Raw genomic sequence first — 24071 nt, 5'->3', positions numbered from 1 at the left:
CATCCACAATGCTTATTTCCCGCATTACATTTAGTAAAAACGCACACTAAACTGGCTGTAACAGCACTTTGGAGAGACTCAATGAAAGTTTTACAAGTATTACAGGCCTTGCCGACACAGGATGGTGACGGCGTTAATATTCGCCGCGTGGCCGGGTTCGATGGGCGTTATCTTGACCCATTTCTTATGTTAGATGAGCTTAAGTCCGACGACAGAAAAGACTATATGGGCGGCTTTCCACCGCATCCCCACCGTGGTATCGAAACCTTTACCTATCTGATAAAAGGTGGCTTTGAGCACAGGGATCACCTGGGTAATAAAAAGGCCATTCGCAGTGGCGATGTGCAGTGGATGAGTACGGGTCGTGGGGTGGTGCATAGTGAAATGCCCCTCGCCGAAAGCGATGGCCTGCATGGTTTTCAAATCTGGATCAATATGCCCAGTGCCGAGAAAATGCGTCCGCCTCGCTACCAGGACTCTACCTCTACACCCTTGCCGGTCATTGAAAATGGCACTGGTGCCCGCTTACGTGCACTTGGTGGTAGCTGGCAAGTGGCAGAGCAAATTGCCGAGTCGCCGCTTAATAATCTGGCGGCAGATGCAGCGTTGGCCGATGTGGAGTTGCAACCGGGCGGGCGGCTGGATTTAGCGCCACTAGATCAGTCTAAGGTGATGGTCTATATCCATACGGGCAGCTTGGCGCAGGGCCAATATAAATCGGGTGATCTCTTGATCCTTGAGCCGGGCAGTGACCTTGCTCTTAGCTCGGAGCACGGCGGTGGCGCCTTGATCTTGGCCGGTGAGCCTTTGCAGCAGCCGATCGCCCATATGGGGCCCTTTGTGATGACCACGCAAGATGAGTTGATGCAAGCGGTGCGTGACTATCAGGCCGGGCGTTTTGGCACAATTGAATAGGAGAGCAATATGGGGTTATTAGTACAAGGTCAATGGCGCGATCAATGGTATGACACCGAATCGAGTCAGGGGGAATTTAACCGGGAAGCGGCCCAGTTACGTAACTGGGTGACGGCCGATGGTGAAGCGGGCCCAAGTGGCAAGGCGGGATTTAAGGCACAAAAGGGGCGCTATCATTTATACGTGTCTTTGGCCTGTCCCTGGGCTCATCGTACCCTGATATTTCGCCAGCTTAAGGGGTTGGAAGACTACATAGATGTGTCTGTGGTCAGCCCGGATATGCTCTTAAACGGTTGGACCTTCAATCGAGGAGAGGGTAGTAGCGGCGATGCATTGTTTGCCAGTGAGTTTATGCACCAGATCTACACTCGCAATAAAGCCGACTACAGTGGCCGGGTGACCGTGCCGGTGCTGTGGGACAAACAAACCAACCGCATCGTCAGCAATGAATCGGCAGAAATCATACGTATGTTTAATTCGGCGTTTAATGCCCTGACCGGGGACGAACAGGATTTTTATCCGCAAGAGTTGCGCAGTGAAATAGACGAGATAAACGCCTTTGTTTACGAAAATATCAATAATGGCGTGTATCGTGCTGGGTTTGCGACCACGCAGCGCGCCTATGAACAAGCCTTTGATGCTTTATTTCAGGCCCTAGATGCTTTGGAGCTGCGCTTGAGTAAACAGCGCTATCTGGTGGGCAATAGGCTTACCGAGGCGGACTGGCGTTTATTTACCACCTTGATCCGCTTTGATGCCGTGTACTTCGGCCACTTTAAGTGCAATTTGCGCACCATAGAGAGTTATCCGAACTTATCTCAATATGTGCGTGAGCTGTATCAGTACCCGGGTGTGGCCGACACCACAGACTTCAACCATATAAAGCGTCATTATTATTTTAGCCATGGCCAAATTAACCCCACACGCGTGGTGCCTAAGGGACCCAGACTAGACTTTACCCGCCCTCATAACCGCCGCTTTTTCGCTTAGGCGGGTGATAACCTATGTCGTGTCGGAACAGTCCGGCGCGACATTTTCTTGCCTGCTTTTTACTCACTTTCTCCAGTGAGAGTAACATTATTCACATCTAACCCTGTCCCTTATAAAGGAACGGCAAGGGAAGAAATGGCGACTAATCACAGCCATTTTTTGTCTTTTAAACGCTCAATTGTTAATACAAAATACCTAGCTTTTATCCGCTCTAGAGGGCGGGTAGCCTGAGCTGTTTGGTGTCAAACTTGAATGAAAAGTGAACGAAAGATGCCTCTCTAATCATCCGCTCCACTTTTTTCCACCTAATTCAGGCACTTCCCTTAAAGCCGCATTTTATCTAGGGTTAGACGTCATTTTCAACACTTTCATTGCTTGACAAAAAGCCTTGTCAAGCCCTAGACTGTAGTTCAGTGGGAAATTGTGGGTAAAAGTGGATCAATATGGATCTCTAACCCACAAACAATAACAAGTAACAAACGGACGGCATTTTTTACTTATGTTTCGCGGCACAAGCACACTCAGCCTTGATGACAAGGGCCGGTTTGCGATACCAACCAAGTATCGTAATCACCTGCTTGCGGATAATGGCGGCGAAATTATATGCACCATCAATATTGGCGACCCCTGTTTGTTGCTTTACTCCCTCAGTGAATGGCAAATCGTTGAACAACGCCTCGCCGCTCTATCAAGCATGAAAGAACGAGCCAAACGTATGCAGCGCTTGGTGCTGGGTAACGCCATGGATTATCAGCTGGATAAGAATGGCCGTGTGTTACTGGCGCCGCATTTGCGCGATTATGCAAAGCTTGGCAAGAAAATAGTCTTGGTAGGGCAATCGAACAAATTTGAAATTTGGGATGAGGCCTTGTGGCAAGAGAAAATGGCCAAAGACATTGCCATCGAATTAGAACAAGATTTTGATCAGGATGAAGATCTAGGCGATTTTTCATTCTAACTCTATAGGGCGCGAGCATACGCATGAGCGAAGAATTTCAACATATCTCCGTATTGATGACGGAAACCATCGATGCCTTAGCAATTAAGCCTGACGGCATTTACATCGATGGTACTTTTGGCCGTGGCGGCCACTCCGGCGAGATTCTAGCGCGTTTGGGAGAAAAGGGCCGCTTACAGGCCATAGATCAGGACCCGACGGCCATTGCCGCCGCGGAGCGTTTTGCCGATGACCCGCGCTTTAGCATTGCCCATAGCCGTTTTTCGCGTCTGGACGAGGTAGCCGAGGCGGCTGGGATCACAGGTCAGGTGGACGGCATCTTGCTGGATATTGGCGTATCTTCGCCGCAGCTAGATGATGCCGGACGCGGCTTCAGCTTTATGAAAGACGGCCCGCTGGATATGCGTATGAACCCAAGCCAAGGGCGCAGTGCCGCTCAATGGTTGGCCGAAGCCGAATTAGAAGACATGGTGTTTGTGTTTAAAAAGTACGGCGAAGAGAAGTTCGCCCGTCGCATCGCCACCAAGATCATCGAAACCCGAGCGCACACAGAGATTAACTCTACGGCGCAATTGGCGCAGTTAATCGATGAAGCGGTGCCGGTGAAAGACAAACACAAGCACCCGGCGACACGTACCTTCCAGGCCATTCGTATTTATATCAACAGCGAACTGGAAGAGATTCAAACCGCGCTGCAGGCGTCTCTGTCTGTGCTTAAGCCCGGTGGGCGCCTGGTGGTGATTTCCTTCCATTCGTTGGAAGACCGAATCGTCAAACAATTTATCAAGAAGCAGAGCAAGGGAGAGGCTGTGCCTAGAGGTCTGCCATTAACCGAAGCACAATTAAATAAAGAACTGACGTTAAAGGCAGTAGGCAAAGCCATTAAGCCGAGCGATGAAGAGATCGCTCGCAATAGCCGTGCGCGCAGCTCCGTCCTTCGTGTAGCCGAGAGATTGGGATGAGCCAACAACCAGTAAAACGCCAACCAAACCTCTTCGTCGAGATAATACGGGGATTGATTGACAACAAGCTAACGTTGGGGCTGCTTTTTTCTATTCTGTTCAGTGCGTTAGCCATAGTCCAGGTAACGCACTTATCGCGGGCGCAGCTGATTGCTCAAGACAAGCTGCTGCAAGAACGTGATGAGCTTGACCTAAATTGGCGTTATTTATTGGTAGAAGAAGAATTTTATTCTCAGCATGCGCGCATTGAGCAAATAGCCACCGAGCAGCTGAATATGAAAAGACCAACCAGCGAAGATGAAGAAGTGGTGATAGTGCCATGAGAGCAGCGAAACGCAAAAGCAATGCAAACAACCTGATTACCTGGCGCTTTGTGCTGGTATGCGCTGCTGTGCTGCTGGTTTTTGTAACCCTGGTAGCCCGCGCCGCCTATTTGCAGGTCATTGAACCGGATAAGGCGCGCAGCGAAAACGCCAAGCGCACCGTGCGGGTAGAAAAGCTCCATGTGCAGCGCGGTATGATCTTCGACCGTCAGGGCAAAGAATTGGCGGTGAGCGTGCCCGTGGTCAGCGTTTATGCCGACCCTAAGGCCATCGACAAGTACCTGCAAAGTAAGGTGGTTAAGCACGCTAAAAAGCAGGGTGAAGATCCCCAGGATATTCTCGACCGTCCGGCTCATCTGGCCGAACTTAAATCTGCCTTTTACAAACAGGATATGCGCTGGCGTGAGCTGGCCGATGTGCTGCGCCTGGAGCGCACCAATGTCGATACCCGTTTAACCGGCGATAAAGACCGTCGTTTTATCTACCTAAAACGTCAGGTAACACCCGCTGTGGCTAATTATATCGATGAGTTGAACCTGCCCGGCGTGCACCTGCTTGACGAGTCTAAACGTTATTACCCGGCCGGTGAGGTGACCGCCCATGTGCTCGGTTTTACCAATATCGACGGCCATGGTATCGAGGGCATTGAAAAGCTCTATGACGAAGCGTTGACCGGCACCGAAGGGCGTCGCACCATACGTAAGGATGCCCGTGGCCGCGAAGTGGCTGTTCTGGACGAGCGTCAGCGCGTGGAACCGGAAGATATTCAGCTGTCTATCGACCAGCGTATTCAGGTTATTGCCTACAAAGCGCTTAAGTCTGCGGTCTTGACCTACAAGGCCACATCAGGCTCTGCCATGGTGGTGGATGTGAAAACAGGCGAGATCCTCGCCATGGTAAACAGCCCTTCGTTTAACCCCAATAATTTAGAAGATGCGGCGCCGCACAAACGTCGTAACCGCGCCATTACCGATTTATTCGAGCCGGGTTCAACCATTAAGCCACTGACTATCCTGGCCGGTTTGGACTATGGCAATATCGACGCCAAGGACACCATAGACACCTACCCGGGCTGGATGCGCGTCGGTGGCAGTCTGGTACAAGACACCCGTAACCGTGGCGAGATGTCGCTGCGTGAGATCCTCAAAGTCTCAAGTAACATGGGGGTGGCGAAAATTTCACAAGATCTGCCTAAAGACTATTTTGTCGGCCTGTTCGAGCGCGTTGGCTTTGGCAGCGACACCGGCACCGGCATGATAGGCGAAAGCAGTGGTTTGTTTTATCCTAACCGTCGCTGGTCTGATTTTGAAATTGCCACCTTGTCGTTCGGTTATGCCATTTCGGTGAGCACGGCCCAATTGGCGCGCTTTTACGCGACCTTGGGTGCCGGCGGCATTTCACGCCCATTGACTATATTAAAACAAGAAGAACCCTTACCCGGAGAGCGCGTTTTTCAAGAACAAGACGCCAAAGCCGTTGTCGAAATGATGGAAAGCGTATTTGAAAAAGGCGGCACCGCATCCAAGGTGAAGGTCGATGGTTATCGCGTCGCGGCGAAAACAGGTACGTCTAAGAAAGCGGTCGCCGGTGGTTATGGCGACGAATATGTCGGCTATTTTGCCGGCGTCGGCCCGGTCAGCGATCCGCGCTTGGCCGTGGTAGTTATGGTCAATGAACCCGGTGGCGATGTGTATTATGGCGGTGCCACCGCGGGTCCGGCCTTTGCCGAAATCATTTCCAATGCGCTGCGTATCCTTAACGTGGCGCCAGACTTAGAACCGGTAGCCAACCTAGCAGTAAAGGGAGGTGGAGATGCGTAATCTTCGCGAAGTACTCGCCCCTTGGGGAATAGATACCGAGATAGGCTTGGTTAACGAATTACAACTAGATAGTCGCCGCGTTCAACGTGGCGATGTGTTTGTGGCCATTAAAGGTCACCAACTCGACGGCGGTCAGTTTGCCGAGCAAGCCATCGCCCAAGGCGCTAGTGCTGTGATTGCCGACAGTCGCTGTGAACTTAATTGCGACGATGAGCGCATTATCGTCATTGAGCGCCTCAGTCTGCGTTTGAGCGAGCTGGCGGCGAGTTTTTATGGCCAGCCCAGTCACGCCTTTGATTTGGTCGGGGTGACCGGCACCAATGGTAAGTCCTCGACCACGGCGATGATCGCTACTCTGGCGCAGCATTGCCAACGCCCCAGTGCCATTATCGGTACCTTGGGCTGGGGTGAGCTGGATAATCTTAACGAGCTGGCTAATACCACGCCGTCAAGCGTTGAGTTACAACAGATTTTTGCTCAGCTAAAAGAGCAACAAAAGCAGCTGGTAGCGATGGAAGTATCCTCTCATGGCTTGATCCAGGGGCGTGTTGCTAACAGCCGTTTTAAGGCCGCGGTGTTTACTAACCTATCTCGCGACCATCTGGACTATCATGGCGATATGCAAAGCTACGGCGATGCCAAGCTGATCCTGATGCGTGATTGCGATGCCGAGCTGGTGGTGCTTAACCAGGATGATGCGGTGGCGCAAACCTGGTTGGAAAAATATGAATTCCCCGAGTTGGTGGTGTATGGTCGTAAAACGCTGCCACCAACCCATGGCCGTTATTTGTATTTCAGTAAGGTGGAATTTCTGCCGCACGGCTTAAAGGCGCATATCGACAGCAGCTGGGGCGAGGGCGAAGTTACCTTACCTCTGTTTGGCGAGTTTAACCTCTATAACCTGGGTGCCGCGCTGGCGACCTTGCTGGGGCTGGGTTATCCCTTGGGGCAGTTATTGACTGCCTGCAAGCATCTGCAACCTATTGCCGGTCGCATGCAGGCCTATAGCGCTGCTAACGGCCCGACCTGTGTGGTTGATTATGCTCACACTCCAGATGCCATCGAGCTGGCCCTGCAGGCGCTGCATCAACATGCCCATGGTAAGGTCATCTGCGTATTCGGCTGTGGTGGCGACCGCGACAAGGGCAAGCGCCCACTAATGGCTAAGGCGGCGCAAAAGTACGCCGACCGTATTGTGGTCACCAGTGACAATCCGCGCAGTGAAGACCCACAAGCCATACTCGATGATATCCGCGCCGGCTTTAGCGCTAACCTCGATGTGCAGTATGAAATTGACCGCGTCAAGGCCATTGCCTTGGCCATTACCCAGGCGCAGCCAGGCGATATAGTGCTTATCGCCGGTAAGGGTCATGAGGATTACCAGATTATCGGCGATCAAGTATTGCCGTTTTGTGATCGCACCCTGGTGCAGCAGTTATTGGCACAGGGAGCAAGATCATGATCAGTATGGACTTAGATTGGCTAGCCAAAACCTTAGGTATTAGCTATCAGGGCAGTAATAGCAGCCTGAGTAATATCAATACAGATACCCGTACCCTGTGTGACGGCGAGGTGTTTTTAGCGCTGCAAGGCCCTAATTTTGATGGACACAACTTTATCGATGTAGCCGAGCGCCAAGGCGCGGTGGCTGTGATAGTAGCGCACCCGGTAGAAACCCACTTGCCTCAATTGGTGGTGGCCGATACTCGCATTGCCCTTGGGCAGATAGGCGCCGCGGTAAAAGCCGAGGTTGCCCCGAAAACTATCGCCATCACCGGCAGCGTGGGCAAAACCACAGTCAAAGAAATGTGCGCTGCTATTTTGGCGCAAAAAGGTCCGGTGCTGGCTACCAAGGGTAACTTCAATAATGACATCGGCGTGCCGCTGACTTTATTACGTCTTGAGCCGCAGCATCAATATGCTGTGATTGAACTCGGTGCTAATCACCTTGGCGAAATCGGCTATACCACGGCGTTGACCAAACCGGATGTGGCCGTGGTCTGTAATGTGGCCGAAGCGCACCTGGAAGGCTTTGGCTCCCTGCAGGGGGTGGCCACCGCCAAGGGCGAAATCTTCTCTGGTTTGGCCGAGGATGGCGTGGCGGTGATTAATGCCGACAGCGAGTTTAAACAGCAATGGCTCGATGGCCTGGGTACTCGTCAGGTAAAACAGTTTTCCACCAAAGAACATCTGGATGTGTGGGCCGAAGAAGTGACCCTGGATGCCTTGGCTCGTGCTTCTTTTATGCTTTGCAATAAGGATGAGCGCGTTGCTGTAACTCTGGCCATGCCGGGTCAGCATAATGTCACTAATGTGCTTATCGCCGCGGCATTAACCAGCAGCCTGGGCTGCAGCCTGGCGGATGTGGCCAGCGGTCTTGCCAATATGGCGCAGGTCAAAGGGCGAGTGAACATTATCGAGGTAACAAGTCAGCTTACAGTCATTGATGATACTTACAATGCCAACGTGAGATCGGTACAAGCAGCCATTGATTTATTGGCTCAGGTGCCAGGTTTCCGGGTATTGGCCCTTGGCGATATGAATGAACTCGGCGAAGGTGCGCGACAATACCACCAACAAGTAGGTGAATATGCCAAGCAAAAAGGCATTGAAGCCGTCTATTCTCTGGGCGTATTAAGCCGTTACGCCAGCGATGTCTATGAACAAGCCGGACGCCACTTTTCTGGGCGCGACCAACTTCTTGAGCAAATGCTGAAGGACTTACATCAGACACATCAAAAAATAACGGTAGTCGTGAAGGGTTCGCGCAGTTCTCGCATGGAGCTTTTAGTGGAAGATTTAGTGGCGCATGGCAAGCAGTTAGCCAGCGAGGGAGAGAAGTAATGTTAGTGTGGCTGGCTGAATACCTAACCCAGTTTTACAGCGGGTTTAATGTATTTTCTTATTTGACGCTTCGAGCCATCTTAGGAATTTTGACGGCGTTGATGCTGTCTTTGTATTTTGGTCCAAAACTGATCGCCGCCTTGCAGCGCATGCAGATAGGTCAAACCGTACGTGATGACGGTCCTCAGTCTCATTTAAGCAAGTCGGGTACCCCTACCATGGGTGGTTTGCTTATTCTGGGCGCAATTTTTATCAGTACCCTGTTATGGGCCGACTTAAGCAATAAATATGTGTGGGCCACCTTGTTTGTGATTGGCTCTTTGGGCGTTGTCGGCTTTATCGATGATTATCGTAAAGTTATACGCAAAGACCCTAAGGGTTTGATTGCCAAATGGAAATACTTTTGGCAGTCGGTGATTGCCTTGATCGTTGCCTTTGCTTTGTATGCCAGCTCGCAACAGGCGGCGGAAACCGCATTAATCGTGCCCTTTTTTAAGGATGTAATGCCGCAACTGGGGCTTTTCTACATCATCATGACCTATTTTGTGGTGGTGGGTACGTCCAATGCCGTAAACCTTACCGATGGTCTTGATGGCCTGGCCATAGTGCCAACCATTTTAGTGGCCTCAGCGCTGGCCATCATGGCTTATGTGACCGGTAACGCGAACTTCTCAAGCTATCTGCATCTGCCGCATCTGCCACTGACCAGTGAGCTGGTTGTGGTCTGTACCGCCATCGTTGGTGCCGGCCTGGGTTTCTTGTGGTTTAACACTTATCCGGCGCAGGTCTTTATGGGCGATGTGGGCTCATTGGCTCTGGGCGGTGCGCTTGGCATTATTGCCGTGCTGGTACGTCAGGAACTGGTTTTAGTGATTATGGGCGGTGTCTTCGTGATGGAGGCTCTGTCTGTGATCCTGCAGGTGGGTTCATACAAGTTACGGGGCGAGCGGATTTTCCGCATGGCGCCTATTCACCACCATTATGAATTAAAGGGCTGGCCGGAGCCGCGTGTGATCGTGCGCTTTTGGATTATTTCCATCGTGCTGGTACTTGCTGGATTGGCAACATTGAAGATCAGATAAATGGGCTATTTAAAGACGCTTAAAAATAAACGTATCGCTGTGCTTGGGCTGGGAGTTTCCGGTCTGGGCACTGTGCGTTTTTTGCATGCCCATAAATTGGCGCCAGTGCTTATCGACTCGCGTCAGCAGGTGCCTACTCAGTTGTGGTTAGACTCTTATGTGCCACATCTGGAGCAACGTTTTGGCCCCTTGAATGATGCCGACCTAACCTCGTTTGATTTAATTTTAATCGGCCCCGGACTGGCATTGTCCACCCCAGAAGTGCAGCAAGCCATTGCCGCCGGCGTGGAAGTGATAGGCGATGTTGAGTTGTTTGCCCGCATCAATACCAAGCCTGTGCTGGCGGTGACCGGCTCAAACGGCAAGTCAACCGTGGTTTCCTTGCTCGCCAAGGTGCTTGAGCGCGGCGGCCTGCAGATTGGCTTGGGTGGTAATATCGGCACCGCAGTGTTGGATTTACTGGCCCTGGACGCCGATGCCTATGTTTTAGAATTATCCAGCTTCCAGCTGGAGACCACCTCCAGTCTGGCGGCCAAAAGCGCCTGTATTTTGAATCTGTGTGAAGATCATATGGACAGATACCAGGATATGGGTGGCTATATTGATGCCAAACAGCGTATCTATCAGGGCTGTGAGCTGGCCGTTTTCAATAGTGAAGACGCCGACACGGCGCCGCTGCAAAGCAATAGCGCCGAACGTATCAGCTTTGCTTTAGAGCAGGGCGATTACCATATTATGATGCACCAGGGCCAAGCCTACTTTGCTTTTCGTCAGCAGCCTATTTTGCCCTGCGCCAGTAGCTTGCTGCCAGGCAGTCACAACCGTTTGAATGTATTGGCTGTGATGGCCATGTGTCATGCCTTTGCCTTTGACGCCGGTGTGTATGAGCGGGCGCTGCAGGAATTCCCAGGTTTAGATCACCGCTGTCAGTATGTAGATACCCTAAACGGGGTGCGCTATTTCAACGATTCCAAGGCCACCAATGTCGGCGCCACCATAGCCGCGATTAACGGCTTTGCCGATGAACCGGGACGCTTGATTTTAATTGCCGGTGGCGATGCCAAAGGTGCCGATTTAACGCCCTTGCAAGAGCCGTTACTCAATCAGGTTGCTGAGCTGATTTGCCTGGGTAAAGATGGCGGTGCCATTGCCGCACTCAAGCCCGGTAGTCATCTGGTCGGTGATATGGCCGAAGCGGTACGCTGCGCCAAGGCCTGCGCCCGTGATGGCGACATAGTTTTACTAGCGCCAGCCTGTGCCAGCCTGGACATGTATGTCAATTACATGGTGCGCGGTAACGACTTTGCACAACAAGTGCATGAGGGGGAGGCATGAGCTGGGATCGCATTAAAGATCTGCTGCATCTGAAGCCCTCGGGTCAGCTATACGATGTGCCCTTGCTTTATACCCTGCTGTGTTTAGTGGGCGTGGGGTTCGTTATGGTAACCAGTGCCTCCATGCCTGAAGGCGAGCGCCTGTTCGACAACCCTTACCATATTATGGTGCGCCAGGCGGTGTTTATGGGGATGGCACTGCTCTTGTTTACTCTGGCAACCAGTTTGAAAATGCAGTGGTGGAAGGTCGCCAACCCATATCTCTTGTTTTTAGGCCTAGGCCTCTTGGTTGCGGTATTGGTCTTGGGTAGTGAAATCAATGGTTCGAAGCGCTGGATCCCCCTAGGTCCCATCAATATTCAGGCCTCGGAAGTGGCCAAGCTGTTCTTCTTTAGTTACCTCGCCGGTTACCTGGTACGTAAGCGCGACGAGGTGCAGGAGAATATTAAAGGCTTTGTGAAGCCCATTAGCGTCTTTGTTCTGTACGCAGGTTTGATTTTATTGCAGCCGGATCTTGGTACCGTAGTAGTCATGTTTGTGACCACGGTTGGCCTGCTGTTTTTGGCCGGTGCCAAGTTGTGGCAGTTCTTTGTCCTGATGCTTTCTGGTATAGGTCTGGTGATCGCCTTAATCGTATTTGAACCCTATCGTTGGGCCCGGGTTGTGGGCTTTTTAGAGCCTTGGGACGACCCCTTTGGTAAAGGTTATCAATTGGTACAGTCGCTGATGGCCTACGGTCAGGGTGGCTGGTTTGGTCAGGGCCTGGGTAACAGCGTACAGAAGCTGCAATATATGCCACACGCCCATAACGACTTTATTTTTGCCGTGGTGGCCGAAGAGCTGGGTTTTGTCGGCGTCTTTACCGTCTTGGTGCTACTGGGCACCCTGGTATTTAGAGCCTTGCTTATTGGTCAGCGTGCGCTTAAGGCCAATAAAGAATATGAGGGTTATTTAGCTCTGGGAATCGGTATTTGGTTTGCGTTCCAGTCCATGGTTAATGTCGGCGCCAGCGCCGGGATCTTACCTACCAAGGGACTGACCTTACCCTTTATCTCTTACGGTGGTTCCAGCTTGTTGGTAATGGCCATTGCCGCAGGGGTGTTATTCCGTATCGACTTTGAAACCAAGATGGCGACCAAGCAGGCGACCTCCAGAGGTCACGGCCGCAGTCAGCGTCGCGCTACACCTAGCCCCGCAGCAGTACAGGAGGCAGTATGAACAAATCCTTGGTAGTAGTTGCCGGTGGCACAGGCGGACATATTTTTCCCGGCATCGCCGTGGCCCAATACCTGCGCGAGCAGGATTGGCAGGTCTCTTGGATTGGCACGGATGACAGAATGGAAGCGGATGTGGTGCCCAAGCATGGCATAGAAATCGATTTTATTCGTGCTCAGGGCGTGCGTGGCAATGGTTTAAAACGCCTGTTCCAAGCGCCCTTGATGATAGCCAAGGCGTTTTTTGCGGCACGTAAGATTTTAAAGCAACGTCGTCCGGCGGCGGTGTTGGCCATGGGTGGCTATGTTACCGGGCCTGTGGGCCTGGCGGCGAAAAGTTTAGGGATCCCTTTAGTGATCCATGAGCAAAATGCCGTGGCTGGCATGAGTAACAAGCTTTTGGCCAAGCTAGCCAACAGCTGTTTGGGCGCTTTTCCCGGTGCTCTGCCACAAAGTGATTTTCAGGTGGTGGGCAACCCGGTACGTCAGTCGCTGATGAATATAGCCCCGGTTGAGGTCAGATCGCCTATCAATATTTTGGTGGTGGGTGGCTCGTTGGGAGCTCAGGTATTAAACGACATCTTGCCAACTGTGTTTGCCGAGCTGGCGACAAAGCATGAATTAGCCGTGTGGCACCAAACCGGCAAGGGCCGCTCCAGCAAGGTGCAGGAGCAATATCAGGCGCAGCAGCTTGAAGCCAAGGTGAGCGACTTTATCGACGATATGGATGCTGCCTATGACTGGGCTGATCTGGTTATTTGTCGCGCCGGCGCGCTGACCGTGAGCGAAGTAGCAGCGGCTGGCCGTATGGCCCTGTTTGTGCCATTTCCACATGCAGTGGACGACCATCAAACCGCCAATGCCCAGTATTTGGTCGGTGGCGATGCAGCCTTGTGTATGCAGCAAGGGGATTTTTATCAAGCCGCCGTGGTTGAGGCGCTAGCGCCGTATTTTCAGCAGCCCCAATTAATTACCGAGATGGGTAAGCGCGCTAAGGCGCTGGCCAAACTCGATGCGACCGCAGCGGTTGCAAAACAATGTGAGCAGTATAGTTAATGACAGTATCAACAGGCACAGCCCAACAGCAGGGCACGCAACAACAAGGGCAACGACCGGCGATGCGCCGCGTTGAAACCATTCATTTTATCGGCATAGGTGGTGCCGGTATGGGGGGTATTGCCGAAGTTCTGGCCTACGAAGGTTATCGCATCACAGGTTCTGATATCGCCCAAAGTGCGATGACGGAGCGTTTGATTAAAGCCGGTGCCGAGGTGTTTATCGGCCATGATCAGAATAATGTCAAAGACGCCTCCGTGGTGGTGGTTTCTACCGCCATCAATGAACAGAACCCGGAAATTATCGCCGCTCGCAACGCCCGTATTCCTATTGTGCGCCGCGCGGAGATGTTGGCCGAGCTGATGCGTTTTCGCCATGGTATCGCCATTGCAGGCACCCATGGTAAAACCACGACAACCAGTTTGGTTGCCAGTATTTTTGCCGAGGCAAAACTGGATCCCACCTTTATTATCGGCGGTTTGCTTAATAGCGCCGGCAGTAATGCCCGCGTGGGTTCGAGTCGTTTCTTAATTGCCGAAGCAGATGAAAGTGATGCCTCCTTCTTGCACCTGCAGCCCATGGTTTCTGTGATCACTAATATCGAAGAAGATCATATGGATACCTATGAGGGCAGCCTGGAAAAGATGAAGGACACCTATGTAGAGTTTATTCACAACCTGCCGTTTTATGGTTTGGCCGTGGTCTGTATCGACTCGCCTGTGGCTCGTGAGCTGATCCCGCGCTTTTCTCGTCAGGTGATCACCTATGGTGAGCATGAAGATGCGGACTATCGCATGGCTGATTTCAGCCAGGATGCCAGCACCTGCTCCTTTACCGTGACTTCGAAGCAGGGTGAGCGCCTTGAGGTGACCCTGAATATGCCGGGTAGACATAATGCCCTGAATGCCACCGCGGCCATTGCCGTTGCTAAGGATGAAGGCATAGGTGACACCGCGATTTTACAAGCGCTGGAGAAGTTCGAAGGCATAGGGCGTCGCTTCCAGCACTACGGCGAGTTTACCAATGAGCGCGGTAAGGTGATGCTGGTGGATGATTATGGTCACCATCCCAGCGAAGTTGCCGCCACCATTAAGGCCGCCCGCGATGGCTGGCCACAAAAGCGCCTGGTGATGATTTATCAGCCGCACCGTTATAGCCGCACCCGCGACCTGTACGAAGACTTCGTTAAGGTACTGGGCGAGGTTGACCAGCTTATTTTGCTTGATGTTTATGCCGCCGGTGAAGAGCCGATTGTCGGTGCCGACTCGAAAAGCCTGTGTCGCAGCCTGCGCCAGCGCGGTAAAGAGCCCCTGCATGTGGCGGATAACAACGAGTTGGCAAGCGTATTAGCCACCACCTTGGCCGATGATGATCTGGTGATCACCCAAGGTGCGGGCAACATAGGTCAGTTGGTGAAAAAGCTGGCCGCAACCGAATTACAGATTGAAAAGTTACAGCAGGTATCATCATGAGTCAGGCATTTGGCAAGGTAGCAGTTTTACTAGGTGGGTCATCTGCCGAGCGCGAAGTATCGCTTAAATCAGGCGCAGCCGTGCACGCGGCTCTGGTTCAGGCCGGTGTCGATGCACACTTGTTTGACCCGGCTGAGCGCCCTCTGCATGAGCTTGCGCAAGAGGGTTTTGACCGTGTTTTTATCGCCCTGCATGGTCGCGGTGGTGAAGATGGCACCCTGCAAGGGGCACTGGAATTTATGGGCTTGCCCTACACAGGTTCAAGCGTACTGGGCTCGGCCCTGGCGATGGATAAAATCCGCTGTAAGCACTTGTTTCAGGTGGCTGGCCTGCGCACCGCTCCTTATAAAGTTGTGTCGCAAAGCCAAGGCTTTGATTGTGCTGAGATTATGGCGCAGCTGGGCCATGTGATGGTAAAACCTTCGCACGAAGGTTCAAGTATCGGTATGGCCGAGGCCAACAATGCCGAAGAGCTGGCACAAGCCCTGGAAGCCGCCTTTAAGTTTGACGACGAGGTTTTAGTAGAGCAGTGGCTAAGCGGCCGCGAATTTACCGTGTCTATCTTGAGTGATAAGGCCTTGCCTGTCATTGAAATGCGCACGCCAAGCGGTTTCTATGACTATCAGGCCAAGTACCAATCAAGCACCACTGAGTATTATTGCCCAGCGGATCTCAGCGCAGCACAAACGGCGCAATTGCAAGAGATGGCGGAGCAGGCCTTTGCGCTTGTGGGCGCTAAGGGTTGGGGACGCGTTGATGCCATGCAAGGCGATGACGGCGAGTTCTACCTGCTTGAAGTGAATACCGTACCGGGAATGACGGAGAAATCCCTGGTGCCTATGGCGGCCAAGGCCACGGGCGTAGATTTCACCGCCCTGGTAGTGAAGATTTTGGAGCAAACTCTGTAAATGGCGACATTAAGGGAAAAGCTAAGCGGACTAAAACAGGGAACCAATAGGTCCTTGCTGTTTGGCTTGGGCTTTTTTCTGCTGGTGGTGTTTATGGTGTTGAAGTTGGCCTTCAACTTCTCCGACTGGCTGGTTCGTGATAATGACGCCCAGCTCAAGCAGCTGCAGGTCTTGGGTGAGCCCAAATACACCGCCGAGCGCGCCATTATCGACGCCATTAAACAGGCGGATTTGAACAGCTTTTTTGAGCTCGATGTAAAGCAGGTGCAGGAGCTGGTTACAGATTTACCTTGGGTTGCCAGCGCCTCGGTGCGCAAGCAATGGCCGGATACCCTGCAGGTGTATGTGGTAGAGCATCAGGCGGTGGCGCTTTGGAATGACGACCAACTGCTTAATAGCAAGGGTCAGGTATTCACCGCGCCACAGCAGGGCATAAAGGAGCAATTGCCTAGCTTGTTCGGTCCCGAAGGCAGCGAGCTGGAAGCCTGGCAGGCCTTTAATCGCTTTGAGGAGCTGTTTGCGGTTAACGGTTTGAAATTATCCAGCCTGGCGCTGTCGGAGCGTTTTGCCTGGCAATTATGGTTAGAGAACGGCATTCGCCTTAATTTAGGGCGTGATGACAAAGCAAAACGCGTACAAAGATTTATTGATGTCTACCCACACTTGAAAAAACGTCAAGATGTGCAGGTAGATGTTGTTGATTTGCGATATGATACCGGGCTTGCGGTGCAATTTAAGCCGCTGGCAGTAACGGAAGAAGAACAAAAGAGTAAGGTATGACCAAGTCAGTAGAACGTAACCTTGTTATCGGTTTGGATGTGGGCACCTCGAAAGTGGTGGCTACGGTCGGTGAGATCACCGATGACAACAAGCTTAGCATTGTCGGCGTAGGCCGCCAGGTATCTCATGGTATGGATAAAGGTGGCGTAAATGACTTGAACCTGGTTTCTGAGTCGATCCGTCGCGCCATAGACGAAGCAGAGCTGATGGCCGACTGCCGCATTAGCTCAGTGTACCTGGGTATTTCCGGTAAGCATATTCAATGTCAGAACGAAACCGGTGTGGTAGCAATTAACAACACCGAAGTGACCGATGAAGACATAGACAACGTTATCCACATTGCTCGTTCCGTGCCTATTTCCGCAGAGCGCAAAATGCTTCATGCCTTACCGCAAGAATACAGCATCGACATGCAAGAGGGCATCAAGAACCCTCTGGGCATGAGCGGTGTGCGTATGGAAGCCAAGGCCCATATCATCACTTGCTCCAACGACATGGCGAAGAACATTGAAAAATGTGTCGAGCGCTGTGGCCTGCAGGTTGACCAGCTTATCTTCAATGCTTTGGCGTCTTGTTACTCGGTATTGACCGAAGACGAAAAAGAGCTGGGTGTAGCGGTACTGGATATAGGTGGTGGCACCATGGATATCACCATCTATATCAATGGCGCTTTACGTCATTCTGCGGTGATCCCTGTGGCCGGTAACCAGGTAACTGGCGATATTGCCAAGATTTTCCGTACTCCGATTTCTCATGCCGAAGCCATCAAGGTGCAGTACGCTTGTGCCAGCAGCCAAATGGCCAGCAATGAAGAGCAAATTGAAGTACCTAGCGTGGGCGGACGCCCAGCTCGTATTATGTCGCGCCACACCTTGTCTGAGGTGGTTGAGCCGCGCTTTAGAGAATTATTTGAACTGGCGCTCGAAGAAATTCGTCGCTCCGGTTTTGAAGATCAAATTGCCGCCGGATTGGTTATTACCGGTGGCAGTGCAAAGATGACCGGTGCTTTGGAAGTGGCAGAAGACATCTTCCAAATGCCGGTACGTATCGGTAGTCCATTAGGGATAACGGGATTAACTGATTATGTAAGCGATCCCTCATTTGCAACCGCCGTAGGTTTGTTACAATATGGTCGGACCATGCAGTCGATCAACGCAACAAAAGCGAAAGCAGACGAGGGTAACTGGTGGAGCCGTATTACTAAATGGTTCCAAGGTGAGTTTTAGTACTCAAGTCGGAGAGTAAACTATGTTTGATATGATGGAAGAGCACAGCGAAGAAGCTGTTATCAAGGTAATAGGTGTTGGTGGCGGCGGCGGTAATGCCGTAGAACACATGGTGCAGCAGCACATTGAAGGGGTGAAATTTATCACTGCCAATACCGATGCGCAGGCACTACGTAAGTCATCGGCTGATGTCACGGTGCAACTAGGTACACAGATCACTTCAGGTCTAGGTGCCGGAGCCAACCCGGAAATCGGTAAGAAGAGTGCCGAGGAAGATGCGGAAACCATTAAAAACGCCCTGCAAGGTGCGGATATGGTCTTTATAGCAGCCGGTATGGGCGGTGGTACGGGCACAGGTGCGGCGCCAGTTGTGGCTCGCATTGCCAAAGAGCTGGGTATTTTGACCGTAGCTGTAGTAACGCGTCCGTTCGATTTCGAAGGTAAAAAGCGCGCTGCGGCAGCGGATCAGGGTATTACCGAATTGTCGGAAATCGTTGATTCACTGATCACCATTCCTAACAACAAATTATTGAAAGTATTGGGCAAGGGTACAACCCTGCTTGATGCCTTCGCCAAAGCCAATGACGTACTTTACGGTGCGGTACAAGGTATTGCCGAGCTAATTACTCGCGCTGGCCTTATCAACGTCGACTTCGCCGACGTACGTACTGTTATGTCGGCCATGGGTACGGCAATGATGGGTTCTGCTTCGGCATCGGGCCCTGACCGTGCGCAAGAAGCGGCGGAAGCGGCTATTTCAAGCCCACTGCTTGAAGACGTGGATCTGACCGGTGCCAAGGGTATCCTGGTTAATATTACCGCGGGTATGGACCTGTCTATCGAAGAGTTCGAGATTGTTGGTAACCATGTTAAGGCTCTGGCTTCTGAGAATGCCACCGTGGTTGTGGGTACCGCAATCGATATGGAAATGAGCGATGAGCTGCGCGTAACCGTAGTAGCAACCGGTCTAGGTGGTGATCGTCGTCCTCAGTTCGGTGTTGTAGACAACGGCTTTAAGCGCGCCGCTGGTTCTGATGTGAACGCTCAAGGAACGCAAAGTACACAAAGCACTTCTATGTTTGTGCCAAGCTTTGCTACGCAAGGAACTCAAACCAGCTTTGAAGAGTCAAAGCCGGTAGATGAGCCATCCTATAGCAGCAGTGCGGCTACAAGCCAGGCAAGTGTAGCGCCTAGCCAAGAGAGCAAGACCAGCGCCGCACCTAAGAAGCAGGAAGAGTCGGGTGATTATTTTGATATCCCGGCATTTCTGCGTAAGCAAGCAGATTAGTTTGAAAAACAAACTAATTTGTTAACTGGTGCGATGTGTGGTATAATCCGCCGTCTAATTTTAGTTTAGTAAGTGAGCGAAAGCCTATGATCAAACAGCGTACGATTGCAGAAGTAGTCAAAGCCACGGGTGTTGGTCTCCACAAGGGTGAGAAGGTTTCCTTAACTCTCCGACCAGCGAGCGCGAATACTGGGATAGTATTTCGTCGCGTGGACCTTGATCCGGTTGTGGATTTCGAAACGACCCCGGAAGCGGTGGGCGATACGCAATTGTGTACCTGTTTAACTAATAAAGACGGCGTTCGCTTATCTACCACCGAGCACTTGATTGCTGCGGTAGCTGCGTTAGGCATCGACAATCTGATTGTTGAACTTGATAGCGGTGAAGTACCTATTATGGATGGCAGTGCCTTGCCATTCATTTATCTGCTGCAAAAAGGCGGTATCGCCGAGCAGAATGTAGCCAAGCGTTTTATTCGTATCAAAGAAAAGGTAAGTGTAGAAGAGGGTGACAAGTGGGCCGAGATCGAACCTTATGATGGTTTTCATATCGATTTCGAAATCGCCTTTGATCACCCGGCTATTAACGACAGTCGCCAGCGCATTGGCCTGGATATTACGCCACAGAACTTTATCGAAGAGATCAGTCGTGCCCGTACCTTCGGCTTTATGAAAGACATAGAGTACATGCATGCCAATAACCTGGCTCTAGGTGGCAGCATGGACAATGCCGTTGTTCTTGACGAGTTTAAGGTGCTAAATCCAAACGGTTTACGCTACGCTGACGAGTTCGTTAAGCATAAGATCTTGGACTGTGTGGGCGACATGTTTATGACCGGCCACAACATTCTTGGTAAGCTTACCGCTTATAAGTCGGGTCATGACCTGAACAACAAATTGTTGCGTAAAATCATGGCGACCGAGTCGGCATGGGAATGGGCAACATTTGAAGAGTCAGTGACCATGCCAGCTCCGGCTCTGGCACTGCATACGGCTTAATACCAATTCACTTAAATAGCTAATCATTCTAGCGGGTTAAATATCGTGCTAACGGTGTTGTAATTTTTATATGTAGAATAACTACATAAGAAAAATTCCGCCTTGTTATCACATCATTTATCCAGCGCTATCTCTGATCACATACTTAACAGAATTGGTATAAGCCTGCAGATAGAAAACTATTGAATAAAAAAATGACGCTTTAGAGCGTCATTTTTTTTGCCTGCCGTGTTGCGCCAAGCGTATTAATTTTTGCTGCAATGAGGGTGGGGCATGCTCGGCAATCAATTCTAAATTGTGGGCTGTTTGCTCGCTCATGGCGCGCTTGTTACTGGGTTCCTGGCTGGCCTTTTTAACTTGCGCTTGTGCCTGCGCCAAAGGTGCGCGCTGCGCCGCATTGGGAGAGGTAACAATTTTTACCTGGCATAAGTCCACCAAGCCCTGTTGACGAAAGGCTGAGAGAATATCCATCTTGATATAGTTTAGCTTCATGGCCACAGTGGCGCTGTGAGCCTCGATAATAAGGGCGCCATCGCGGATATTGGCAACCCGGCATTTCTTCGCCAGGTTTTCCCCCACCGCCTGGTGCAGGGTCTGCTGCTGCGAAGCCAACTCCCGAGTTTTGGCGCCATAGTTGGCGATGCGCGAACCGAATCTCGGGTTTAATTGCCCCAGCACCTCGGTGAGTTGTTTTGGCGCATAGCGATCTTTAGCCATAAACGGCATCCACCTCTTGAATTTGACCGAATCGTCACCACTTATATTGCAATGCTTGAGTCTTGATTGCGGTACAGCTGCTGTATTTAGACCCGCTTTATATTGCTAAGTTTGCAAAGATTTCTCTGAACGTTATGATAGGCCAGCGATAATACCAATGCCATTAGTTTTTACTCGGCAGCTTGTTGTAAAGGCAAGTTACCGCAAGTGCTTATGGAATTGGTATTATTAGGTGCTGCAATTCATTGAGTTTGTTATGATGTCGCTCAAAAGTACACCGCTCAAGCAGTCACACTCAACAGTTCCACACATTAGTCGCTCTTATGTAACCTGAGTGCGGTATAAATGGGATAAACGAAGTTCGCAAGTGACTTGGCAGCGTCCCAAGGGATGATCCAGAGCGCTTAACGCAGATGAGAATGTAACGGTTAAATCATGATCACGAAAATATTTACCAAAATCTTTGGTAGTCGCAATGACCGCACAATTAAAAACTTACGTAAAACGGTCGCGCTAATCAATGCCTTAGAAGGCCAACTAGAATCACTCAGCGATGAAGAACTAAAAGCAAAAACAGCTGAATTTCGTGAGCGTTATGACAACGGCACAAGTTTAGATGACCTCTTACCAGAAGCCTTCGCGGTAGTACGCGAAGCATCAAAGCGTGTGTACGGCATGCGCCACTTCGATGTGCAGATGATAGGCGGCATGGTGTTGCACCAAGGCCGTATCGCCGAGATGCGTACCGGTGAAGGTAAAACCCTGACCGCAACCCTGCCAGCTTACCTTAATGGCTTATCGGGCAAGGGCGTACACGTAATTACCGTGAACGACTACCTGGCCAAGCGTGACGCTGAAACCAACCGTCCGCTATTTGAATTCCTGGGTTTAACCGTTGGTTGTAACGTGCCTGGCATGATGCCAATGCAGAAAAAAGACGCCTACGCGGCCGACATCACCTATGGTACCAACAACGAATTCGGCTTTGACTACCTGCGCGACAATATGGCGTTCAGCATCGACGAGCGTGTGCAGCGTCCACTTAACTTTGCGGTAGTGGATGAGGTTGACTCCATCCTTATCGATGAAGCCCGTACGCCGCTGATTATATCTGGTCCTGCGGAAGATTCATCTGAGCTTTACACGCAAATCAACCTGATAGTGCCTGAGCTGGTACAGCAGGAAAAAGAAGATGAAGAAGGCGTTGAAGGCGACGGTGATTACACTATCGACGAAAAAGGCAAGCAGGTTCACCTGACCGAGCGCGGCCAGGTTAAAGTTGAAGAGCTACTTACCGAGCGCGGTTTGATTGAAGAGGGTGACTCTCTGTATTCAGCGGGTAATATTACTCTGCTAAGCCATGTGTACGCCGCATTGCGCGCTCACATGCTGTATCAAAAAGACGTAGATTACGTGGTTAAAGACAATGAAGTCATCATTGTTGATGAACACACGGGTCGTACCATGGAAGGCCGTCGTTGGTCTGAAGGTCTGCACCAGGCGGTAGAAGCCAAAGAAGGCGTGAAGATCCAGAACGAAAACCAAACTCTGGCATCAATCACCTTCCAGAACTACTTCCGTATTTATGACAAGCTAGCTGGTATGACGGGTACGGCGGACACAGAAGCGTTCGAGTTCCAGTCTATCTACGGCCTAGACACGGTTGTTATTCCAACCAACAAGCCGATGATCCGTGATGATCGTGCCGACCTGGTTTATCTGACCCAGGAAGAAAAATACGAAGCGATTTTGGCCGACATTAAAGACTGCCAAGAGCGCGGTCAGCCGGTGTTGGTGGGTACTATTTCAATTGAAAGCTCGGAATACCTGTCGCAGTTCCTGCGTAAAGAGAAAATTCAGCACAACGTATTGAATGCTAAATTCCACGCTCAGGAAGCCGACATAGTTGCCGATGCGGGTCTACCAGGTAAAGTGACTATCGCCACCAACATGGCCGGTCGTGGTACCGATATCATGCTAGGCGGTAACTGGCAGAGCGAAGCCGAAAAGCTGGATAACCCAAGCGAAGAGCAAATCGCAAAAATCAAAGAACAATGGCAGAAGCGTCATGACGACGTTATTGCCGCCGGTGGTCTGCACATTATCGGTACCGAGCGTCACGAGTCTCGCCGTATCGATAATCAGCTACGTGGTCGTTCGGGTCGTCAGGGTGATGCCGGTTCAAGCCGCTTCTACCTGTCAATGGAAGATGCCCTGATGCGTATCTTCGCCGGTGAGCGCATGACTAACATGATGCGTAAACTAGGCATGCAACGTGGCGAAGCCATTGAGCACCCTTGGGTTAACCGTGCCATTGAAAACGCCCAGCGTAAAGTTGAAGCCCGTAACTTCGATATTCGTAAGCAATTACTTGAGTATGATGATGTGGCCAACGACCAGCGTCGCGTGGTTTACGCTCAGCGTAACGAGCTGCTGGAAGAGGGTGATATCTCAGAAACTATCGATGCTATCCGTAACGACGTGATCAACGGCGTTATCGACCAATACATTCCACCGCAATCATTGGCGGAAATGTGGGACGTGCCTGGCTTAGAAGATCGCTTGAAAGCGGACTACCTGCTTGAATTGCCTATCCAGCAATGGCTTGCCGACGATAACAAGCTATTTGAAGAAAAACTGCGTGAGCGCATCGTTGAAGAAGCTACTAACGCTTATAAGGCGAAAGAAGAAATGGTGGGTCCTCAGGTACTTCGCCAGTTCGAAAAAGCGGTTATGCTGCAAAGCCTGGATCAACACTGGAAAGATCACCTGGCTGCCATGGATCACCTGCGTCAGGGTATCCACTTACGTGGTTATGCGCAGAAGAATCCGAAGCAAGAATACAAGCGTGAATCGTTCGAGCTATTCTCAGCCATGCTAGAGAACCTGAAAACAGATGTAGTAAACATCCTAAGCAAGGTTCAAGTACGTGCCGAGGAAGATGTTGAACGAGTTGAAGAGCAACATCGCAAGTCTGAAGAAGTACCGCGTCAGTATCAACACGCAGAAGCCGAGCAGGTGGGTGGTGAAGCTCCGGCGCCTATGTCGGCGCACGTCGAGCCTAAGGTAGGCCGTAATTCGCCTTGTCCATGCGGCTCGGGTATGAAATACAAGCAGTGCTGTGGCAAACTAAGCTAAGCAATGTAAGAAGTTATTAAAAAGCGGCCTATGCCGCTTTTTTTAT

The 24071-nt window shown here is 51.2% G+C and carries 20 protein-coding genes; 19 read left to right on the top strand and 1 reads right to left on the bottom strand.

Annotated features, from left to right (window positions below):
* Positions 1-81: 81 nt before the first annotated feature.
* The 18 genes from WCN91_RS14040 (at position 82) to lpxC (ending at position 20170) form a co-directional block, all read left to right on the top strand.
* On the top strand, positions 82-915 hold the full coding sequence (locus WCN91_RS14040) for a pirin family protein (protein WP_342680005.1): 834 nt from the start codon (positions 82-84) through the stop codon (positions 913-915).
* Between the two features lie 9 nt (positions 916-924).
* Positions 925-1905: a glutathione S-transferase family protein gene (locus tag WCN91_RS14035; protein WP_342680004.1), complete on the top strand. Its 981-nt coding sequence runs from the start codon at positions 925-927 to the stop codon at positions 1903-1905.
* 499 nt (positions 1906-2404) lie between these two features.
* Entirely contained in the window at positions 2405-2863 is a 459-nt protein-coding gene (mraZ, locus tag WCN91_RS14030) for a division/cell wall cluster transcriptional repressor MraZ (RefSeq protein ID WP_342680003.1), read from the top strand.
* Positions 2864-2886: 23 nt separating this feature from the next.
* Positions 2887-3825, top strand: coding sequence for a 16S rRNA (cytosine(1402)-N(4))-methyltransferase RsmH (gene rsmH / locus WCN91_RS14025; RefSeq protein WP_342680002.1), 939 nt, complete (start codon positions 2887-2889; stop codon positions 3823-3825).
* Entirely contained in the window at positions 3822-4148 is a 327-nt protein-coding gene (gene ftsL, locus WCN91_RS14020) for a cell division protein FtsL (RefSeq protein ID WP_105188517.1), read from the top strand. Before rsmH ends, ftsL begins: the two co-directional genes overlap by 4 nt.
* Positions 4145-5968, top strand: coding sequence for a peptidoglycan D,D-transpeptidase FtsI family protein (locus WCN91_RS14015; RefSeq protein ID WP_342680001.1), 1824 nt, complete (start codon positions 4145-4147; stop codon positions 5966-5968). The genes ftsL and WCN91_RS14015 overlap by 4 nt, the downstream gene beginning before the upstream one ends.
* Positions 5961-7430, top strand: a complete 1470-nt coding sequence (gene murE / locus WCN91_RS14010) for a UDP-N-acetylmuramoyl-L-alanyl-D-glutamate--2,6-diaminopimelate ligase (protein WP_342680000.1) — start codon at positions 5961-5963, stop codon at positions 7428-7430. Before WCN91_RS14015 ends, murE begins: the two co-directional genes overlap by 8 nt.
* Positions 7427-8812: a UDP-N-acetylmuramoyl-tripeptide--D-alanyl-D-alanine ligase gene (locus WCN91_RS14005; RefSeq protein WP_342679999.1), complete on the top strand. Its 1386-nt coding sequence runs from the start codon at positions 7427-7429 to the stop codon at positions 8810-8812. Before murE ends, WCN91_RS14005 begins: the two co-directional genes overlap by 4 nt.
* On the top strand, positions 8812-9894 hold the full coding sequence (mraY, locus tag WCN91_RS14000) for a phospho-N-acetylmuramoyl-pentapeptide-transferase (protein WP_342679998.1): 1083 nt from the start codon (positions 8812-8814) through the stop codon (positions 9892-9894). The genes WCN91_RS14005 and mraY overlap by 1 nt, the downstream gene beginning before the upstream one ends.
* Positions 9895-11229, top strand: a complete 1335-nt coding sequence (gene murD, locus WCN91_RS13995) for a UDP-N-acetylmuramoyl-L-alanine--D-glutamate ligase (protein ID WP_342679997.1) — start codon at positions 9895-9897, stop codon at positions 11227-11229. It abuts the gene before it with no gap.
* The gene (gene ftsW / locus WCN91_RS13990) at positions 11226-12446 is read left to right on the top strand and encodes a putative lipid II flippase FtsW (protein ID WP_342679996.1); all 1221 of its coding nucleotides are present in this window, start codon (positions 11226-11228) and stop codon (positions 12444-12446) included. Before murD ends, ftsW begins: the two co-directional genes overlap by 4 nt.
* Complete coding sequence (gene murG / locus WCN91_RS13985; RefSeq protein WP_342679995.1) at positions 12443-13498, top strand: undecaprenyldiphospho-muramoylpentapeptide beta-N-acetylglucosaminyltransferase; 1056 nt, start codon at positions 12443-12445, stop codon at positions 13496-13498. Before ftsW ends, murG begins: the two co-directional genes overlap by 4 nt.
* Positions 13498-14970, top strand: a complete 1473-nt coding sequence (gene murC / locus WCN91_RS13980) for a UDP-N-acetylmuramate--L-alanine ligase (RefSeq protein ID WP_342679994.1) — start codon at positions 13498-13500, stop codon at positions 14968-14970. The genes murG and murC overlap by 1 nt, the downstream gene beginning before the upstream one ends.
* Positions 14967-15878, top strand: coding sequence for a D-alanine--D-alanine ligase (locus WCN91_RS13975; RefSeq protein ID WP_342679993.1), 912 nt, complete (start codon positions 14967-14969; stop codon positions 15876-15878). Before murC ends, WCN91_RS13975 begins: the two co-directional genes overlap by 4 nt.
* Complete coding sequence (locus tag WCN91_RS13970) at positions 15879-16658, top strand: cell division protein FtsQ/DivIB (RefSeq protein WP_342679992.1); 780 nt, start codon at positions 15879-15881, stop codon at positions 16656-16658. It begins immediately after the preceding gene.
* Complete coding sequence (gene ftsA, locus WCN91_RS13965; protein WP_342679991.1) at positions 16655-17884, top strand: cell division protein FtsA; 1230 nt, start codon at positions 16655-16657, stop codon at positions 17882-17884. The genes WCN91_RS13970 and ftsA overlap by 4 nt, the downstream gene beginning before the upstream one ends.
* 22 nt (positions 17885-17906) lie before the next feature.
* On the top strand, positions 17907-19172 hold the full coding sequence (gene ftsZ, locus WCN91_RS13960) for a cell division protein FtsZ (RefSeq protein WP_342679990.1): 1266 nt from the start codon (positions 17907-17909) through the stop codon (positions 19170-19172).
* 86 nt (positions 19173-19258) lie between these two features.
* Positions 19259-20170: a UDP-3-O-acyl-N-acetylglucosamine deacetylase gene (gene lpxC, locus WCN91_RS13955; RefSeq protein WP_342679989.1), complete on the top strand. Its 912-nt coding sequence runs from the start codon at positions 19259-19261 to the stop codon at positions 20168-20170.
* Positions 20171-20380: 210 nt separating this feature from the next.
* On the opposite strand, the gene WCN91_RS13950 is transcribed toward lpxC, so the two are convergent.
* Positions 20381-20887: a DciA family protein gene (locus WCN91_RS13950; protein WP_342679988.1), complete on the bottom strand. Its 507-nt coding sequence runs from the start codon at positions 20885-20887 to the stop codon at positions 20381-20383.
* Positions 20888-21322: 435 nt separating this feature from the next.
* Between WCN91_RS13950 and secA the strand changes: the two genes are divergently transcribed.
* A complete protein-coding gene (gene secA, locus WCN91_RS13945) occupies positions 21323-24025 on the top strand; it encodes a preprotein translocase subunit SecA (protein WP_342679987.1) in 2703 nt (900 codons plus the stop codon).
* The last annotated feature ends 46 nt before the right edge of the window (positions 24026-24071 follow it).

The organism is Pseudoalteromonas qingdaonensis (assembly GCF_038739665.1).
Classification (GTDB): Bacteria; Pseudomonadota; Gammaproteobacteria; order Enterobacterales; family Alteromonadaceae; genus Pseudoalteromonas; species Pseudoalteromonas qingdaonensis.
Note: the sequence above shows the minus strand (reverse complement) of the source record. Positions and strands in the feature narration are given on the sequence as shown.

Excerpts from the sequence above, each read along its gene's own strand:
- WCN91_RS14040 (WP_342680005.1), top strand. The coding sequence starts at position 82 with ATGAAAGTTTTACAAGTATTACAGGCCTTGCCGACACAGGATGGTGAC.
- WCN91_RS14035 (WP_342680004.1), top strand. The coding sequence starts at position 925 with ATGGGGTTATTAGTACAAGGTCAATGGCGCGATCAATGGTATGACACC.
- mraZ (WP_342680003.1), top strand. The coding sequence starts at position 2,405 with ATGTTTCGCGGCACAAGCACACTCAGCCTTGATGACAAGGGCCGGTTT.
- rsmH (WP_342680002.1), top strand. The coding sequence starts at position 2,887 with ATGAGCGAAGAATTTCAACATATCTCCGTATTGATGACGGAAACCATC.
- ftsL (WP_105188517.1), top strand. The coding sequence starts at position 3,822 with ATGAGCCAACAACCAGTAAAACGCCAACCAAACCTCTTCGTCGAGATA.
- WCN91_RS14015 (WP_342680001.1), top strand. The coding sequence starts at position 4,145 with ATGAGAGCAGCGAAACGCAAAAGCAATGCAAACAACCTGATTACCTGG.
- murE (WP_342680000.1), top strand. The coding sequence starts at position 5,961 with ATGCGTAATCTTCGCGAAGTACTCGCCCCTTGGGGAATAGATACCGAG.
- WCN91_RS14005 (WP_342679999.1), top strand. The coding sequence starts at position 7,427 with ATGATCAGTATGGACTTAGATTGGCTAGCCAAAACCTTAGGTATTAGC.
- mraY (WP_342679998.1), top strand. The coding sequence starts at position 8,812 with ATGTTAGTGTGGCTGGCTGAATACCTAACCCAGTTTTACAGCGGGTTT.
- murD (WP_342679997.1), top strand. The coding sequence starts at position 9,895 with ATGGGCTATTTAAAGACGCTTAAAAATAAACGTATCGCTGTGCTTGGG.
- ftsW (WP_342679996.1), top strand. The coding sequence starts at position 11,226 with ATGAGCTGGGATCGCATTAAAGATCTGCTGCATCTGAAGCCCTCGGGT.
- murG (WP_342679995.1), top strand. The coding sequence starts at position 12,443 with ATGAACAAATCCTTGGTAGTAGTTGCCGGTGGCACAGGCGGACATATT.
- murC (WP_342679994.1), top strand. The coding sequence starts at position 13,498 with ATGACAGTATCAACAGGCACAGCCCAACAGCAGGGCACGCAACAACAA.
- WCN91_RS13975 (WP_342679993.1), top strand. The coding sequence starts at position 14,967 with ATGAGTCAGGCATTTGGCAAGGTAGCAGTTTTACTAGGTGGGTCATCT.
- WCN91_RS13970 (WP_342679992.1), top strand. The coding sequence starts at position 15,879 with ATGGCGACATTAAGGGAAAAGCTAAGCGGACTAAAACAGGGAACCAAT.
- ftsA (WP_342679991.1), top strand. The coding sequence starts at position 16,655 with ATGACCAAGTCAGTAGAACGTAACCTTGTTATCGGTTTGGATGTGGGC.
- ftsZ (WP_342679990.1), top strand. The coding sequence starts at position 17,907 with ATGTTTGATATGATGGAAGAGCACAGCGAAGAAGCTGTTATCAAGGTA.
- lpxC (WP_342679989.1), top strand. The coding sequence starts at position 19,259 with ATGATCAAACAGCGTACGATTGCAGAAGTAGTCAAAGCCACGGGTGTT.
- WCN91_RS13950 (WP_342679988.1), bottom strand. The coding sequence starts at position 20,887 with ATGGCTAAAGATCGCTATGCGCCAAAACAACTCACCGAGGTGCTGGGG.
- secA (WP_342679987.1), top strand. The coding sequence starts at position 21,323 with ATGATCACGAAAATATTTACCAAAATCTTTGGTAGTCGCAATGACCGC.